Annotated in this window: 15 protein-coding genes and 1 pseudogene; 8 read left to right on the top strand and 8 right to left on the bottom strand. The window is 40.2% G+C overall.

The window, feature by feature from the left end:
* Positions 1-152 precede the first annotated feature (152 nt).
* The 5 genes from O3746_RS07305 (at position 153) to oppF (ending at position 5,700) form a co-directional block, all read left to right on the top strand.
* Entirely contained in the window at positions 153-1,778 is a 1,626-nt protein-coding gene (locus tag O3746_RS07305) for an ABC transporter substrate-binding protein (protein ID WP_371448389.1), read from the top strand.
* 80 nt (positions 1,779-1,858) lie between these two features.
* On the top strand, positions 1,859-2,779 hold the full coding sequence (gene oppB, locus O3746_RS07300; protein ID WP_014064666.1) for an oligopeptide ABC transporter permease OppB: 921 nt from the start codon (positions 1,859-1,861) through the stop codon (positions 2,777-2,779).
* A 9-nt stretch (positions 2,780-2,788) separates the two neighbouring features.
* Complete coding sequence (gene oppC, locus O3746_RS07295) at positions 2,789-3,724, top strand: oligopeptide ABC transporter permease OppC (protein ID WP_005651799.1); 936 nt, start codon at positions 2,789-2,791, stop codon at positions 3,722-3,724.
* A gap of 9 nt (positions 3,725-3,733) precedes the next feature.
* Entirely contained in the window at positions 3,734-4,705 is a 972-nt protein-coding gene (locus O3746_RS07290) for an ABC transporter ATP-binding protein (RefSeq protein WP_288293705.1), read from the top strand.
* The gene (oppF, locus tag O3746_RS07285) at positions 4,702-5,700 is read left to right on the top strand and encodes a murein tripeptide/oligopeptide ABC transporter ATP binding protein OppF (protein ID WP_288293706.1); all 999 of its coding nucleotides are present in this window, start codon (positions 4,702-4,704) and stop codon (positions 5,698-5,700) included. Before O3746_RS07290 ends, oppF begins: the two co-directional genes overlap by 4 nt.
* Positions 5,701-5,739: 39 nt before the next feature.
* Here oppF and O3746_RS07280 read toward each other — a convergent pair whose 3' ends face one another.
* The gene (locus O3746_RS07280; RefSeq protein WP_290993292.1) at positions 5,740-6,609 is read right to left on the bottom strand and encodes a DUF535 family protein; all 870 of its coding nucleotides are present in this window, start codon (positions 6,607-6,609) and stop codon (positions 5,740-5,742) included.
* Between the two features lie 113 nt (positions 6,610-6,722).
* On the opposite strand from O3746_RS07280, the gene yihA reads away from it, so the two are divergent.
* Positions 6,723-7,337, top strand: coding sequence for a ribosome biogenesis GTP-binding protein YihA/YsxC (gene yihA / locus O3746_RS07275; RefSeq protein WP_014064661.1), 615 nt, complete (start codon positions 6,723-6,725; stop codon positions 7,335-7,337).
* Positions 7,338-7,467: 130 nt separating this feature from the next.
* Positions 7,468-8,997: a YifB family Mg chelatase-like AAA ATPase gene (locus O3746_RS07270; RefSeq protein ID WP_371448383.1), complete on the top strand. Its 1,530-nt coding sequence runs from the start codon at positions 7,468-7,470 to the stop codon at positions 8,995-8,997.
* A gap of 43 nt (positions 8,998-9,040) precedes the next feature.
* Here the strand turns inward: O3746_RS07270 and nfuA are convergent, their stop codons facing one another.
* The 7 genes from nfuA to O3746_RS07235 form a co-directional block, all read right to left on the bottom strand.
* The gene (nfuA, locus tag O3746_RS07265; RefSeq protein WP_005694707.1) at positions 9,041-9,625 is read right to left on the bottom strand and encodes a Fe-S biogenesis protein NfuA; all 585 of its coding nucleotides are present in this window, start codon (positions 9,623-9,625) and stop codon (positions 9,041-9,043) included.
* A gap of 113 nt (positions 9,626-9,738) precedes the next feature.
* On the bottom strand, positions 9,739-10,428 hold the full coding sequence (locus O3746_RS07260) for a ComF family protein (RefSeq protein WP_371448381.1): 690 nt from the start codon (positions 10,426-10,428) through the stop codon (positions 9,739-9,741).
* Positions 10,429-10,447: 19 nt separating this feature from the next.
* Positions 10,448-11,830 carry a type IV pilus secretin PilQ gene (locus O3746_RS07255; protein WP_371448379.1) on the bottom strand — a complete coding sequence of 461 codons (1,383 nt, stop codon included), beginning with the start codon at positions 11,828-11,830 and terminating at the stop codon, positions 10,448-10,450.
* A 1-nt stretch (position 11,831) separates the two neighbouring features.
* The gene (locus O3746_RS07250; protein WP_371448377.1) at positions 11,832-12,215 is read right to left on the bottom strand and encodes a pilus assembly protein PilP; all 384 of its coding nucleotides are present in this window, start codon (positions 12,213-12,215) and stop codon (positions 11,832-11,834) included.
* Positions 12,215-12,757, bottom strand: coding sequence for a competence protein ComC (locus O3746_RS07245; RefSeq protein WP_070592526.1), 543 nt, complete (start codon positions 12,755-12,757; stop codon positions 12,215-12,217). Before O3746_RS07245 ends, O3746_RS07250 begins: the two co-directional genes overlap by 1 nt.
* Entirely contained in the window at positions 12,754-13,266 is a 513-nt protein-coding gene (locus O3746_RS07240; protein ID WP_070592528.1) for a PilN domain-containing protein, read from the bottom strand. Before O3746_RS07240 ends, O3746_RS07245 begins: the two co-directional genes overlap by 4 nt.
* The gene (locus O3746_RS07235) at positions 13,253-14,101 is read right to left on the bottom strand and encodes a pilus assembly protein PilM (RefSeq protein ID WP_070776022.1); all 849 of its coding nucleotides are present in this window, start codon (positions 14,099-14,101) and stop codon (positions 13,253-13,255) included. Before O3746_RS07235 ends, O3746_RS07240 begins: the two co-directional genes overlap by 14 nt.
* Positions 14,102-14,200: 99 nt before the next feature.
* Here O3746_RS07235 and O3746_RS07230 point away from each other — a divergent pair.
* Positions 14,201-16,051 (top strand): annotated as a pseudogene (locus O3746_RS07230) (penicillin-binding protein 1A); the annotation flags it as partial.
* Positions 16,052-16,126: the final 75 nt, after the last annotated feature.

The following is a 16,126-nucleotide window of genomic DNA, read 5'->3' as shown; positions in this document are numbered from 1 at the left end:
ACTTTTAGCAATTTTTTCGCGATTTATTAGATACAAATCACAAAATGTTATTTTTCTTTAAATAATTACCTGACAAATCTTTACAAAAATGAAATTTTGAGCTAATAAGAAGACTCTTTATAAAAATATCGCCTAATGACAAGGAGGCTCAAATGCAACACAAACTACTTTTCTCTGCAATTGCTCTTGCTCTTTCCTATTCTGCGCAAGCAGTTATAGTGCCTGAAGGAACGCAATTAGATGAAAAACAACATATCGTGATCAACAACGGGGCTGAACCGCAAAGTTTTGACCCACAAAAAACCGAAGGTGTGCCCGAATCTAGCGTTGCTTATCAATTACTTGAAGGCCTCGTCACCTCAGACTCTGAAGGTAAACTTCAACCGGGTGTAGCTGAAAGCTGGGAAAACACACCAGACTTTAAAACTTGGACATTCCATTTACGTAAAGATGCAAAATGGTCAAATGGTGATCCCGTTACCGCGCACGATTTTGTGTTTGCGTGGCGTCGTTTAGTGGATCCTGCAACTGCTGCGCCTTACGCAAGTTACTTAAGTTATTTACAAGTAGAAAATGCGCAAGACATCATTGACGGTAAGAAAAAACCAGCTGAATTAGGGGTTGAAGCAAAAGATGATTATACCTTTGTAGTTCATGCGACCAATCCTGTCCCTTATGCGGTTAGTTTAACGACTCACCAATCCTTATTGCCATTACCGCAAAAAGTAGTCGAAAAATTGGGTGATGCATGGGTGAAAAAAGAAAACTATGTAGGTAACGGTGCCTATAAACTGGCAAACCACATTGTTAACGAAAAAATCGAATTTGAACGCAACCCACTCTACTGGAACGATAAAGAGACTGTCATTAACAGCGCAACATTCCTCGCCATTGAAAACCCAAGTACTGATGTGGCGCGTTATCGCGCAGGTGATTTAGATATGACGAACTACGCCCTACCACCAGAACAATTTGCGAAATTACAAAAAGAGTTGCCTGGTGAAGTATTCACGACACGAACTCTTGCGACCTATTCTTACGAGTTAAACAATAAGAAAGCGCCTTTTGATAACGTGAATGTTCGTAAAGCCTTGAACTTATCCCTTGATCGTAATGTGATCACCGATAAAGTTTTAGGCCAAGGTCAAACACCAACCTATGTGTTTACCCCAACTTACATCGAAGAAGGTCACCTCATTCAACAACCTGCTTATTCAAAAGAACCAATGGCACAACGTAATGAAGAAGCCATTAAACTCTTAGAGGAAGCTGGCTACAGCAAAGCGAATCCGTTGAAATTCAGTATTCTTTACAATACCAATGAAAACCACAAAAAAGTGGCCATTGCTGCGGCATCTATGTGGAAAGCGAACACCAAAGGTTTAATTGATGTGAAATTAGAAAACCAAGAGTGGAAAACCTACATTGATAGTCGTCGTGCAGGTCGTTACGACGCGGCACGTGCAGGATGGAATGCGGATTACAACCAAGCAACAACATTCGGCAACTATTTCTTATCTAATTCGAGTAACAATACCGCGAAATATGCGAACCCTGAATACGATAAAGCCATTGCTGAATCTTATGTCGCAACGGATGCGGAAGGACGTGCAAAGGCCTACGCGAAAGCCGAAGAAATTCTTGCAAAAGATTTCGGTATCGTGCCAATCTTTAACTATGTAAATCCTCGCTTAGTGAAACCTTACGTAAAAGGCTATTCAGGCAAAGATCCACAAGATCACATTTACTTACGCAACCTTTATATTATTAAACATTAATTCGTTGCTCGTATTTAAGTGCGGTTAAAAATTATCGTGTTTTTTGACCGCACTTTTCGCCCATTTTGGTTGGAGTTGTTATGCTCAAGTTTATTTTTAAACGGCTGTTGGAAGCCTTGCCAACGCTGTTTATTTTGATTACTTTTTCTTTCTTTCTGATGCGTCTCGCCCCTGGCAGCCCGTTCACTTCTGAACGCGCTTATCCGCCAGAAGTCATGGCTAATATCGAAGCAAAGTATCATTTAAATGAACCATTATATAAACAATATTTCCTTTATTTAGAAAATCTTTCCAAAGGCGATTTTGGTCCATCTTTTAAATATAAAGACCAATCAGTCAATGATTTAATCGCGTCAGCTTTCCCTGTTTCCATAAAATTGGGAATGGTGGCCTTCGCCTTTGCAGTCGTGCTAGGGGTAACAGCGGGTACGCTCGCTGCACTTAATCAAAATAGCCGTTGGGATTATATTTTGATGAGTTTCTCGATGCTTGGGGTCATTATGCCAAGCTTTGTCTTCGCACCAGTCTTGGTGCTGATTTTCGCCATTTATTTAGGGTGGCTGCCAGCTGGTGGTTGGAACGGCGGTTCAGCAATGTACATTATTTTACCTGTAGCTTCCTTAACTATCGCTTATGTTGCAGGGATTGCGCGTATCATGCGTGGCTCGATGATTGAAGTGTTGCATTCCAACTTTATTCGAACTGCCAAAGCTAAAGGACTTTCCACGTCGAGAATCATTTTAAAACATGCTTTGCGCCCAGCCCTTTTACCTGTGATTACCTATTTAGGACCTGCTTTCGTAGGGATTATTACCGGCTCAATGGTCATCGAAAGTGTATTTGGTTTACCTGGCATGGGGTTATTATTTGTAAACGGCGCATTAAACCGTGATTATTCTTTAGTTTTAAGCCTCACCATTTTAGTGGGGACATTAACCATTTTATTTAATGCGATTGTGGATATTTTATACGCCATCATCGATCCAAAAATTCGTTATTAAGGATAAGTTATGACAGATTATCGTACTCAGCCGATTAATCAGAAAAATGCGGATTTTGTGGAGCAAGTGGCTGACCGTATTGAAGAAATGCAACTGGAAGGCCGCAGCCTATGGCAAGATGCGAAACGCCGTTTTTTCCGTAACAAAGCAGCCGTTGCCAGTCTGATTATTTTGGCGTTTATTATTATATTTATCACCGTAGCGCCTTGGTTCTTCCCCTTTACCTATGAAGATACCGATTGGAATATGATGAGTGCCGCACCAACAATGGAAGGCTATCACTTCTTCGGTACCGATGCCTCGGGGCGAGACTTACTGGTACGTACCGCTATTGGAGGACGTATTTCATTATTAGTCGGTATCGCTGGCGCTTTCATTTCCGTGACTATCGGCACAATTTATGGGGCAATTTCCGGATATGTGGGCGGTAAAACGGATATGTTGATGATGCGCTTTTTGGAAATTCTTAGCTCATTTCCATTTATGTTCTTCGTCATTTTGTTAGTGACCCTTTTTGGTCAAAACATTTTCTTAATTTTTATCGCAATCGGAGCCATTGCTTGGCTTGGCCTTGCACGTATCGTGCGTGGACAAACGCTCAGTCTAAAAAATAAAGAATTTGTCGAAGCCGCCATCGTTTGTGGCGTGCCACGTCGCCAAATCATTTTGAAACACATTATTCCGAATGTATTAGGCTTAGTAGCAGTGTATGCCTCACTTGAAGTACCTGGACTCATCCTATTTGAATCATTCTTAAGCTTCTTAGGATTAGGTACACAAGAACCGATGAGCAGTTGGGGCGCGCTATTAAGTGATGGGGCTGCGCAAATGGAAGTGTCGCCTTGGCTATTAATTTTCCCGGCATTTTTCCTTTGCCTTACCCTATTTTGTTTTAACTTTATCGGTGACGGGTTGCGTGATGCACTCGATCCGAAAGATAGATAGGAGCGAATCATGAATCCTTTATTAGATGTAAAAAATCTCTACGTTCGCTTCAAAACACCTGATGGCGTTGTCACAGCAGTAAATGACTTAAACTTCACGCTCAATGCGGGGAGCACGCTCGGTATTGTAGGTGAAAGTGGTTCAGGCAAGTCACAAACGGCCTTTGCTTTAATGGGTTTATTAGCAGCCAACGGTGAAGTGGAAGGTTCAGCCATTTTTCAAGGGAAAGAATTAGTTAATTTACCGAATGCTGAATTGAATAAAATCCGCGCCGAGCAAATTTCCATGATTTTCCAAGATCCAATGACGTCGCTAAATCCTTACATGAAAATCGGTGAACAACTCATGGAAGTGCTGCAATTGCATAAAGGTTATGATAAACAAACTGCCTTTGCCGAATCCGTGAAAATGTTAGATGCCGTTAAAATGCCGGAAGCAAAAAAACGTATGGGCATGTATCCGCACGAGTTTTCAGGCGGTATGCGTCAACGCGTGATGATTGCGATGGCCTTATTATGCCGTCCAAAACTACTTATTGCCGATGAGCCCACCACCGCTTTAGATGTGACCGTTCAAGCGCAAATCATGACTTTATTAAATGAGTTAAAACGTGAATTTAATACCGCAATTATTATGATTACCCATGATCTTGGTGTGGTAGCAGGTATTTGCGATCAAGTCATGGTGATGTATGCCGGGCGAACCATGGAATACGGCACAGCGGAACAAATTTTCTATCATCCGACTCATCCTTATTCCATTGGCTTAATGGATGCAATTCCTCGCTTAGACGGCAATGAGGAACACTTGGTAACCATTCCTGGCAATCCACCAAATTTGTTACATTTGCCAAAAGGTTGTCCATTCTCACCACGTTGCCAATTTGCTACCGAACAATGCCAAACTGCGCCCAAACTGACTACATTTAATCACAGTCAATTACGTAATTGTTGGTTACCCGAGGAGAAATTTACCCTATGACAGTCTCAAACAACAAAGAATTACTCCTTGAAGTCAATCACTTAGGCGTTAGTTTTAAAATTAAAAATGAGAAATCCCTTTTCTTCGCCAAACCGCAAACCTTAAAAGCGGTAAAGGATGTATCCTTTAAACTTTATGCAGGTGAAACCCTTGGCGTAGTAGGTGAATCTGGTTGCGGTAAATCCACACTTGCACGCGCTATTATCGGTTTAGTCGAAGCGAGTGAAGGGGAAATCTTGTGGCTTGGTAAAAATTTACGAAAACAATCAGCGAAACAATGGAAAGAAACGCGTAAAGATATTCAAATGATTTTCCAAGATCCACTCGCCTCTCTCAATCCTCGCATGAACATTGGCGAAATCATTGCTGAGCCATTAAAAATCTACCAGCCTCACTTAAGTGCTGTTGAAGTGAAAGAAAAAGTACAAGCAATGATGTTGAAAGTTGGGCTTTTACCGAACTTGATTAACCGCTATCCGCATGAGTTTTCTGGTGGCCAATGTCAGCGTATCGGTATTGCTCGCGCGTTAATCATTGAGCCGAAAATGATCATTTGTGATGAACCCGTTTCTGCGTTAGATGTATCGATTCAGGCACAGGTGGTGAATCTATTGAAATCCCTGCAAAAAGAAATGGGGCTTTCCTTAATTTTCATCGCCCATGATTTAGCGGTGGTAAAACATATTTCTGACCGCGTGTTAGTGATGTATTTAGGCAATGCCATGGAATTAGGCAGTGATGAGGAGGTATATAACAATACCAAACATCCTTATACCAAAGCCTTAATGTCTGCAGTTCCGATTCCCGATCCAAAATTGGAACGCAATAAATCCATCGAATTGCTTGAAGGTGATTTGCCTTCGCCAATTAATCCACCGTCTGGTTGCGTGTTCCGTACTCGCTGTCTGAAAGCTGATGAAAATTGTGCGAAACAAAAACCATCTTTCACCAGCCAAAACAACAGCCATTTTGTGGCTTGTTTGAAAGTCTTATAAAACAAAAAGTGCGGTCAAAATTCACCGCACTTTTTACTTTTACAATCCTAACTTTTCTTCGATTAATTTAGCCAAATCATCTAGCATCGCATAACGCTTGCGATACATGGAGCGCTTTTTACTCGGCACATCATCAAGATTTCTATCTATTTCTAAAGGCAATTCCCAATAATCTTTCAACTGTCCACCTGATTCAGCAAAAATCGCATCATAATCTACAACATAATGAGAGCTTTGAATAAAACGCGATTTATTTTGATATTTTTGAGGAATACCTAACAATTGATTAAAGCCCAACACTTTCGTCAATGCTTTCATCGTTTCCACCATCAAATAAGCGGGGCGCAAACCATAACAAGTTTTTGTGAGTTGCTTGACCATCTCTTTAGAACCTTCAAAATTGGGCCCCTGCACTACAGAAATAAGCAATGACTCGCCAAGTTTGGCAAAAGTGGGTAAATACACTAATTCATTACGTGGTTTATGCCATAACTCCAATACCCAATAGCCTTCCATTGGTTGGTGTGTGGTCATCGACAATGTCATTTCAAAATCAGGAATTACCACCCCAAAACTTAATGGCGTTTTATAAATGGGTGTTGAAAGTGCGGTCAATTTTTCAGGTAAAAAACGTAGATTATCGCAGATAGCTTGGAAACGCTGCTTACGGTTAAAACGTTTATCTAAAAAGCGATAAACTAACGGATAACTATAATCTGCATGTTCATTTAATAATTTCACAAGGAAAGGATGCTGATTAATAAATTGCTCAAATTGAGCAATTAATCCACGGTGTGAAAAAGCGCGAAGACGATAACGTAAACGCTTAAGCGCATAAGAACGCCCTGGTCTATCGGGATAAACGGCTTCCGCTTTTGGCCAGCGATATTGATTCTCTTGAGATTCCATAGTTATTAATATAATTAAAGAGGCTTTAAATCACGCAAAGCGCGCATTCTCTCACAATTTCAGCAATTTTTCTATTTGTGGTATGCTAGGGCCAATTGATGAAAGGAACAATTATGTCTGAAATTAAACTGAATTATCATAAAACGCATTTTCTCACGAGTGCCCCCAATATTCGTTCAATCCCAGAAGATACAGGGATTGAAATTGCTTTTGCGGGACGCTCAAATGCAGGAAAATCAACCGCACTTAATGCATTAACCAATCAGAAAAGCTTAGCCAGAACTTCTAAAACACCTGGTCGTACGCAGCTCATCAACCTTTTTGAGGTAGAGCCGAATTGTAAACTAGTGGATTTACCTGGCTATGGCTATGCTGCTGTTCCTGAGAAAATGAAAATTGAATGGCAAAAATCCCTCGGGGAATATTTGCAAAAACGCGAATGTTTAGGCGGACTTGTTGTTTTAATGGATATTCGCCATCCTTTAAAAGATCTCGACCAACAAATGATTGAATGGGCTGTTTCTGCTGATTTACCGGTTATGTTACTTTTAACTAAAGCGGATAAGCTCAGTCAAAGTGCGCGTAGCAAACAAGTCAAAATGGTACGTGAAGCTATTTTGCCCTTCCAAGGTGATATTCAAGTCGAAGCCTTTTCTGCACAAAATAAGATTGGCATTGATAAATTAGCGGCCAAACTAGATAGTTGGTTTGCCCCACTTTTTGTGTAGCTTTTTATCAAGAAAAAAATGATTTCTGCGATCAAGATCGCAAAAAAAGCACAGGATGCATGATTTCATTCTGTGCTTTTTTTTATAGTGCGAAAATCTAATTATTTTGACCGCACTTTAAGGAATCTGAATGTCTCTTGCCATTGTTTATAGCCGTGCCTCAATGGGCGTACAAGCTCCTCTTGTTACCATTGAGGTACACTTAAGTAACGGAAAGCCTGGATTTACCTTAGTTGGTCTACCCGAAAAAACCGTAAAAGAAGCGCAAGATCGTGTCAGAAGTGCATTAATGAATGCCCAGTTCAAATATCCTGCTAAACGCATCACCGTCAACCTTGCACCAGCCGATTTGCCCAAAGAAGGGGGACGATTTGATTTACCTATTGCAATCGGTATTTTAGCTGCATCAGATCAACTTGATGGCAGCCGTTTAAAACAGTTTGAATTCGTTGGCGAGCTCGCATTAACAGGTGAATTACGTGGTGTACACGGTGTCATTCCCGCCATTTTAGCGGCACAAAAAGCAAAACGAGCCCCTATTATCGCTTATCAAAATGCCAATGAGGCCTCGCTTGTTTCAGAACAAGAGACTTATTTCGCTAAAAACCTTTTGGAAGTCGTGCAATTCTTAAATAATCAAGAAAAATTGCCTCTAGCCTCATTACTGGCACAAGAAAGTGCGGTCGGATTTTCAGCTAAAAATCACTTAGATTTGACCGATATTATTGGTCAGCAACATGCTAAACGAGCACTAACAATAGCTGCCGCTGGTCAGCATAACCTACTCTTTTTAGGGCCACCAGGGACGGGTAAAACCATGCTGGCAAGTCGTCTCACTACATTGCTCCCTGAAATGACCGATTTAGAAGCCATTGAAACCGCTTCGGTTACAAGCTTAGTACAAAATGAATTAAATTTTCATAACTGGAAACAGCGTCCGTTTCGAGCGCCACATCATAGTGCCTCATTACCTGCCTTAGTAGGTGGAGGAACCATTCCAAAACCAGGCGAAATATCGCTCGCACATAACGGCGTACTTTTTCTTGATGAATTACCTGAGTTTGAGCGTAAAGTGCTTGATGCACTTCGCCAGCCATTAGAAAGTGGAGAAATTATTATTTCGCGTGCCAATGCGAAAATCCAGTTCCCCGCTCGCTTTCAGCTCGTTGCAGCGATGAATCCAAGTCCAACGGGGCATTATACTGGAACACATAACCGAACCTCGCCGCAGCAAGTGATGCGTTATTTAAACCGACTTTCAGGGCCATTTTTAGATCGCTTTGATTTATCTATTGAAGTACCGCTTCTGCCACAAGGTAGCTTACAGAATACAGGAGATAGAGGCGAGACAAGCCAACAAGTACGAGAAAAAGTGTTAAAAGTAAGGGAAATTCAACTTGCTCGAGCCGGTAAAATCAATGCGTATCTTTCAAGCAAAGAAATTGAACGGGACTGTAAATTACAAGATAAAGATGCATTATTCCTTGAGAATGCACTGAATAAGCTTGGACTTTCAGTAAGAGCCTATCATCGGATTTTAAAAGTCTCACGCACAATTGCTGATTTAAATGGCGAAAAAGAGATACAACAACCTCATTTAGCAGAAGCGCTAGGATATCGAGCCATGGATCGGTTGTTACAGAAATTATCTTCTGCTTAAAAAATAAAAGGGCGAATAATTCGCCCTTTTTTATCTTCGATTACTAATAATAAGAATGTTCACCACGTTGGTGTTCTGTTACATCTCTTGCACCTTTTAATTCATTTGGGAAGAGAGAAACTAACTGTTTCTCTACACCATCTTTTAAGGTGACATCCACCATTGAGCAACCATTACAACCACCACCAAATTGTAGAACTGCATAGCCATCATCGGTAATTTCAATTAATGTGATTTTACCGCCATGGCTGGCTAATTGAGGATTAATTTGTGTTTGGATCACATACTCTACGCGCTCAATTAAAGGCGCATCATCTGCAACTTTACGCATTTTTGCGTTAGGTGCTTTTAAAGTAAGCTGAGCACCAAGCTCTTCTGTTACATAATCAATTTCCGCATCCTCTAAAAACGGTAAACTAATCTCATCCACAAATGCTGAAAAAGTATCGTATTTCATTTCAGTATCAGTCGCTTCAACTGAATTTGGCGGGCAATAAGATACGCCACATTCCGCTCCAGGTGTACCCGGATTCACGACAAAAATACGAATATTTGTACCTTCTTCTTGTGTATCTAAAAGTTTCCGAAAATGTGCTTGTGCAGCATCTGAAATAAAAATTTGTTCCATAAATAAAGTCCTAATACTTGATGCAATATATCAAGAATGATACTCCTATACGGCAATTTTTTCTACATCTATTCCTATTTTTATAGATATAGATAAATTCTATCTTTAAAAATTTAGGCTCGCGCCAAGCCCCACACCTGAATTTCTTTTACACCTAATTTTCGAAGTTGTTTGGCTATTTCTGCCAACGTTGAGCCGGTTGTAATCACATCATCCACCAACGCAACGCGTTCATAAGGAAAAGATTCTTTGGTATTCACTGCAAAAGCATTTTTAAGATTGTGTCGTCGATCTTTTGCGGTTAAACCTCGTTGAGTGTGGGTATGTTTAATTCGTTTCACCACATGGTGACAGTTAGGCACATCACACCAACGGCTCAACCAGCTCGCTAATAAATCAGCCTGGTTGTAGCCCCGTTGCCATTGTCGAAAATGATATAACGGTACTGGAATAATTGCCTGTGGCAGCGAGAGCCCATGCGTTCGTCTTGCCTCTCGCACCGCAAGATAAAGCAAACGCGATAAGCTGCGATCTAACCAAAACTGTTTTTGGAATTTAAAACGATGAATAAGTGAAGAAAGTGGTTCGAGGTAATGCCCAATAATCACAATACGATCCCAAGCGGGTTCATTTTTCAAACAATGTCCACAGCCCATTGCATAATGCTGCAAGGGTGAACCACATCGACCACAATAAGGGAAAGTTTTAATTTGCTTCTGGCATTGACTGCACAATCCATTTCGACCAAGATGAATAGTTCGCTTGCAATGCACACAGCTAAACTGAAAAAAATGAGAAAACATGAGAGAAATTGACCGCACTTTATTTTTTCGCTTTTTCAACTTGCTTAAAATGCTTTTCTTTTTTAGCCATTTCCATTCCTTCACCTTGTTTCAAAATATGAGGGGTCACAAAAATCACGAGTTCTCGCTTTTGATGACGTTCACTTTCCTTACTAAATAAGCGTTTAATACCTGGAATATCGCCCAATAATGGGACTTTATCAACACCTTTCGTGATCGTATCGTGGAATACACCACCCAATACAATCGTTTCGCCATCTTTGGCAAACACTTGTGTATTAATTTCTTGTTTATCAATGGATACGACTTCATTTTGTCCGTAAGCCACGCGATTCCCCGGGGAATTTTGACTCACTAATAAATCCAATAAAATATTATTATCCTTAGAAATATGCGGCGTAACTTCCAATCCTAAGACAGCCTCGCGAAACTCTACTGATTGCGTATCATTTTTACCATTCGTCACCACATAAGGAATTTCTGTCCCTTGTTTAATGCTTGCGCTTTTCTTATTAGTCGTGAGTAAGCGAGGGCTTGCAATAATTTCTACGTTATTTTCACGTTCAAGTGCGGTCAATTCTAAGTCTAATAATCGACCATTAATTTTAGCGACTTGAAGCGCTAATGAGCCAGCTGGCGTGACCGTTGTCGCAAAATTCACGTTTAAATTATTACTGATATTACTAAAGCCATTCGCATCTAGACTACCACTCACTCGATGGGCAGTTTCAGTGGGATTAAAAATGCCCCAACGCACACCTAATTCTTTTAGGCTTTCATCGGTAATCGTCACAATACGTGCTTCAATGACAATTTGTTCAATGGGTTTATCCAGCTCTGCAATTAATTTTTTGATATTTTTGACAGAACGAGCATCATCCTGAATCAGTAACACATTGCTTCGATCATCAAATGTAATTGTGCCGCTAGGTGAAAGCAAAGAACCGCTCCCTGTTGTTAACGATTTCATCACATCAGAGGCCTTAGCAAAATGCAGTTTAATCGTTGTACTCACAAGTGGTATTTCACTAGACAAACTTTCCCCGTTAATCGCCATAGATTCTGTCATTTTCTCTGCATATTGTTCATGTTGAGAAGGCTTACCCAAATAATAAATATCATTTTCTTGATAAAAAGAGAGCCCTTTGATTTTTGCCACAGAACGCAATAAACGATCAAAATCTACGTTATCTAATTGTAATGAAAGTGTTCCTTCTAACTCATCATCAATCATTAAATTAGTATTTTGCTCAAGAGCAAGTTGCTGGAGTGTCGCCACCATGGGTGCTTGTTTTAAGCGAAGTGAAAATACGCGATTTTCTGCCGATGAGTAAGTTGTCCATAGGATCAAAAAACACATTAAAAACTGACCGCACTTTGTTTTTATTTTCTGCTTTATCATTTTAAAATCTCATTATGATTGAGGTTGTTTGTTCACATTGCCCTACTTTATAACTTTGAAGCATCACGCTGTTTTTACTCACTTTTTCGATTAAATAGCCTTCTTTTCCAATCCTCTGCCCGACTTGAACAGACAGAATATGCCCATCATCATTAAATAACACTTCTGCCTGTTTACCATATTGCACGACTCCCACAATATGTAGCTGAGCCAATGGGCTTTCCTCCGCCAGTCTCGGCTCCGAATACACGCAAGCCGACACCGGCGGTAGGGTGAGCCCCTCTTTTGGATATTCGGTTTGTTCTCTTTGTTTACGATCAAAAGGATCTTGCGAAAATGACGATACAGAAAAAAACGCTATCAAGATTAAGAAGAGCTTTTTCATTATTTATCCTTATTTAATTGGAAAATTAACTCACATGTAATAGAAGCATTTTCCTCTTCATCTAATTTTTCAATGTTTAATTGCGTTAACGAAAGTGTAGGAACATCGCTTAAAAGTGCGATCAAAAATTGCTGTAAATCGACAAAATAGCCTTGTAACGACAAATGGAACAAAGTATGTTGAGAAAAATCCCAACGCAAATCCAACGCTCGAAGTCGCCCATTTAACAACGCCTGCACATGCTGATTTATCGGCAACACAGAATTAGCCAATTCTGGAGAAAGTTGTCGGCTGTCTGACTTTTGTCTTAAGGTTTGTAAAATCTTTTCCTGTTTCTCCCACTCTTGTTGTTGCAAACTCAATTCTGCGTCAAGTCGATGTCGTTCATTACTGTTTTCAACGTAACGAAAAACAGGTAAAAAGATGACCGCACTTAATGCACTCAACCAAAAGGCAGCATGGACCATTTGAGGTAATCGAAGCCATCGCCCAAACCAACTTTGCGCACTTTTTTGAACGATCTCGTTGATAAGGTTTCTCATTGCACAAGCTCCGATAAATGAATATCAAATTGAAAGAACAACTGCTGTTGCACTGGTTGAAACTTAGTTAAGTTAACCTCTGTAAAATGGCGTTTGAGAAATTGATGTATCTCTTCAAACTCTTGTTGGCTTTCTGTCATGCCTGAAAGGACAACTTGCTTAGCATTGAGCGTAAATTCATCTAACTCACCTTGTTGTAATGGCAACTCAGTTAATAAATTAAGCATTCGATACACATATTCCGTCTCCATTTCTGTCAGCTCATTCAGTTCTTTTAAGTTACTTTGTAGTTGCTGAACTTGAATGCGTTTCTGATGGACTTGATGAGTAATTTGTGTCAGTTTTTCTTTTGTCTGGCTTAGGGCTTGCCCTTGTTGTTCATTGAGTTGGTTCAATCCAACAACAATCAAAACTAAACAAGCTAGCCAAATTAAACCTTGCCACATAAAACGACGAAAGGCCTTTTGATGTTGTTCTAAGCGCCAAGGCAATAGATTAAGGCTTAACATCACCACTCTCCCGATTACTTGGAGTCAAAAGTGCGGTCGTTTTTGAGGATAAATCCACGAGCTTTAAATCGGTTTGCCAGAGTGCATTGCCTAAAGCGATGAAAGGTAAATCTGTTTCGATTCGTGGCCAATCCTGAGGCAGTAATTCGATTGTGCGTGAATTTAATATATCGGGCGTTTGATACACATAAATCTGTTCTATTGTTTCAGGAAAACGCTGGATAAATTGTTGATAAAGCTCAGATAAATCACTTTGAGATTGTAAGACTTGTCGTTGTTGTAAGCGTTCACAAACGGCGAGACAACCTTGTTGATCTTGATATAAAAACAAGGCGTTCGTCGGCTCTTGCCCTAAAATGGCATAAAATGCACGCAAAATGCTGTGATTCAGTAAATCAAGTGCGGTCAATTTTAGCGGCAAATATTTTGCTAATTCTGCATTGGCACTTTCTTTTCGAATAGCCGTGATATCCAAACGAAAACCTTGTTTTAATGGCGTGGTCAGATAATCAAACCATAATTCATCCAACGGAATCGGTAATTCTTTTTGCAAAATGAAACGACATTGTTGTTCACACTCCTGAGCATTGAGTGTTTGCGGTAAAATAAGCGTTTTAGACCAAGTTAAATGGGGGGAAATGGCGCCGATAAAACAACATTGGTTCGTTTTTTGTGGTAAATGAGGCAATAACTGGGAAAAAATGTCCTTTTGTTGTCCATTCAAGCAAATAGATTGAACTTTGTGGAATTCATCTAGCCAAACAAAATAGAGGTTATCTTGTTGTTTACTCACACCAATTTGTTGTTTTCGCTGCTTTCTATGAGCAATTCCCATATTCTTTCCTATTCTTTAAGGGATTAATCTTTTATACTTAGCAGCCAAGATCATAATTTTGATTTTTTGAATATTCATTAAACCAGAGAGAATTTTACGATGCGGATCGCAAAATTAATATTAAGTACCCTATTTACGATATGTATACTGGGGTTAGTCGCCGGTGGTGTACTGTATTTTCACTTAAAATCCTCCTTGCCATCGGTAGAAAGCCTAAAAACTGTTGAATTGCAACAGCCGATGCAAATCTATACGGCTGATGGCAAATTAATCGGTGAAGTCGGTGAACAACGCCGTATTCCTGTGAAATTAGAAAATGTGCCTCAGCGTCTGCAAGATGCCTTCTTAGCAACAGAAGATAGCCGTTTTTATGAACATCATGGCTTAGATCCTGTTGGTATTGCTCGTGCGATTTTTGTTGCCGTCAACAATGGTGGTGCATCTCAAGGGGCAAGTACCATTACGCAACAGCTTGCGCGTAACTTCTTCTTAACGCCAGAAAAAACCATTATTCGTAAAGCTCGCGAAGCAGTCTTAGCCATTGAAATTGAAAATGCCTTAAGTAAACAAGAAATTTTAGAACTCTATTTAAATAAAATTTTCTTAGGGTATCGTTCTTATGGCGTCGCAGCTGCCGCACAAACCTACTTTGGTAAAAACTTAGATGAATTAACGCTGTCTGAAATGGCCGTCATTGCTGGCTTGCCAAAAGCGCCTTCTACCATGAATCCACTCTATTCGCCAAAACGTGCGGAAGAACGTCGAAATGTGGTTTTAAGTCGAATGCTTGATGAGAATAAAATCACCAAAGCAGAATATGATGCAGCGATTAAAGAGCCAATCGTCGCAAGCTATCACGGTGCTAAATTTGAGTTCCGTGCAGACTATGTAACTGAAATGGTTCGTCAAGAAATGGTGAAGCGTTTTGGTGAAGAAGATGCTTACACCAAAGGTTATAAAGTCTTCACGACTGTACTTTCAAAAGATCAAGCGGAAGCACAAAAAGCCGTCCGTAATAACCTGATCGATTATGATATGCGTCATGGCTGGCGTGGCGGTGCACCACTTTGGAAAAAAGGTGAAGCCCCATGGGATAATGAACGCATTGTCGCTTTCTTGAAAAAATTACCTGATTCAGAACCGTTTATTCCTGCAGCAGTAACCGCATTAGGTAAGAATGGTGCAGAATTACTTTTAGCCAATAATGAAACAATGACGCTTTCTTCTAATGCAATGCGTTGGGCGGGAAGATCACCGGTTAAAGTGGGCGAACAAATTTGGATTCGTAAACGTGATAACGGTGAATGGATTTTAGGCCAAATCCCTGCAGCTAACTCCGCATTAGTTTCATTAAACTCAGATAATGGTGCCATTGAAGCGATGGTGGGTGGTTTTAGTTACGAACAAAGTAAATTTAACCGTGCAACTCAATCTTTAGTGCAAGTTGGTTCTTCGATTAAACCATTTATCTATGCGGCTGCATTAGAAAAAGGTTTAACCCTTTCAAGCGTATTGCAAGATAGTCCTATCTCTATTCAAAAACCAGGACAACCTTTGTGGCAACCGAAAAACTCACCTGATCGTTATGACGGTCCAATGCGTTTACGTGTAGGTTTAGGTCAATCTAAAAACATGATTGCCATCCGTGCACTACAAACTGCAGGTGTTGGCTTTACCGCGGACTTCTTGCAACGTTTTGGATTCAAACGCGACCAATATTTTGCCAGTGAAGCGCTTGCATTAGGTGCGGCATCCTTCACGCCATTGGAAATGGCGCGTGCTTACGCGGTATTTGATAACGGTGGTTTCTTAATTGATCCTTATCTTATCGAAAAAATTCAAGATAATACCGGTAAAGATTTATTTATTGCAAACCCGAAAATTGCTTGTATCACCTGTAACGACATTCCTGTAATTTATGGTGAAACTAAAGATAAAATTGATGGCTTTAAAGATGTCGCAGAAGTGGCTAATCCAGATAAGCTAAAATCAGCCAAAGGTAATAGCAATACCGATACAGATGAG

It is taken from the genome of Haemophilus sp. 27098_8_127 (assembly GCF_041433495.1).
GTDB lineage: Bacteria > Pseudomonadota > Gammaproteobacteria > Enterobacterales > Pasteurellaceae > Haemophilus_D.
The sequence above is the reverse complement of the archived record's forward strand: the minus strand, read 5'-3'. Positions and strand labels throughout refer to the sequence as shown.